The organism is Thalassobacillus sp. C254, assembly GCF_001310615.1.
Genome location: NZ_BAXQ01000070.1, coordinates 1 through 1,075, shown reverse-complemented (window position 1 = coordinate 1,075; position 1,075 = coordinate 1). Strand labels below are relative to the sequence as shown.

The following is a 1,075-nucleotide window of genomic DNA, read 5'->3' as shown; positions in this document are numbered from 1 at the left end:
TGATCAAGGTATTACCACAGCAATCTTGGATCGCCTTCTCCATCGCTCGGAAGTCGTTCACTTGAATGGCGGCAGTCATCGAATTAAGTATCGTGAATCTTTGTTTCAAGCGAAAAGTGCTCAAACGTAACGAGCAAAAAATGTTCATTTCCACGGTTCTTACGAACTTTTGGGGAAAGTACACCCACTGACGTGATAAGGAGTAGGGGTATTTTTTCAAAATAACTTATCAATTCTAGGAAGGCTCTGCACGGTAAAGTACTTTCTGACGCAAAAGATCAAAATTCCCTCTGCCATACATGATTGCTTTGTGTACTTTCAATCGGTTGATATGACCTTCGGCCACCCCGTTGCTCCATGGTAAATGAACTGCATTTCGGACAGCTGTTTCGTCTTTACGGATTCTTTTGATGAATTGTTGAATGGCGGGGAACTTACTTTCCTTATAATTATTCAACCATTGGTCAAACAAGGATTCTTTTTTTCTTTGAAGATTCTTCTAAAAGAAAGAGCTAATAATTGTAATTCCATTAAAACGGGTTGTTTTTCTGTCCACGACTCTTCCAAAGAGACGTCGGATTCATTTGGATCTGCTGCTTTCCATAAGCGGGTAAGGATTTTTGATCTTCTGACTGACTTTGTGGGAGCTGGGGCATTCCTAATTTCTTGTGCAACCATTTTATTTAATGTAGATCGAGAACCTGTATATCCTTCATGCCTGCAAATTCTTTCTATTTCATTTGCACCTTTATTACTTTTGAGTAAATCACTTACTAGGGGGCGGAAAGCATCAAAGCGCGAAGGTCGTCTGTGGCTTGGAGGTTCCTTGATTTTTAAATACTTATAGACAGTATTTCGTGATACATTCATTTCTCTGCTAATCGCACTAATGTTCTTTCCTTGTTCATGCTTCATTTATACCTTTTGAATCAATTCCCATCGCTCCCTTTCACCCTTTTCTCGTTTCTTATCTTCCATTCTTGTAGAGGTTTTAGTAGAGGATCGGTAAGACGATTCATGTTTTGAATCAATACTCCAACGAAGCGGTACCAGACGATTGATTTCCTCTTTTATT

The 1,075-nt window shown here is 39.3% G+C and carries 3 protein-coding genes; 1 reads left to right on the top strand and 2 read right to left on the bottom strand.

What is annotated here, in order from left to right:
* Positions 1-10: 10 nt before the first annotated feature.
* The gene (locus tag JCM19033_RS24680) at positions 11-130 is read left to right on the top strand and encodes an ATP-binding protein (RefSeq protein ID WP_306301435.1); all 120 of its coding nucleotides are present in this window, start codon (positions 11-13) and stop codon (positions 128-130) included.
* Positions 131-235: 105 nt separating this feature from the next.
* Here the strand turns inward: JCM19033_RS24680 and JCM19033_RS21675 are convergent, their stop codons facing one another.
* Both JCM19033_RS21675 and JCM19033_RS28590 read right to left on the bottom strand, forming a co-directional pair.
* Positions 236-472, bottom strand: coding sequence for an ISL3 family transposase (locus JCM19033_RS21675; protein WP_054637892.1), 237 nt, complete (start codon positions 470-472; stop codon positions 236-238).
* On the bottom strand, positions 454-915 hold the full coding sequence (locus tag JCM19033_RS28590) for a helix-turn-helix domain-containing protein (protein WP_054637891.1): 462 nt from the start codon (positions 913-915) through the stop codon (positions 454-456). Before JCM19033_RS28590 ends, JCM19033_RS21675 begins: the two co-directional genes overlap by 19 nt.
* Positions 916-1,075: the final 160 nt, after the last annotated feature.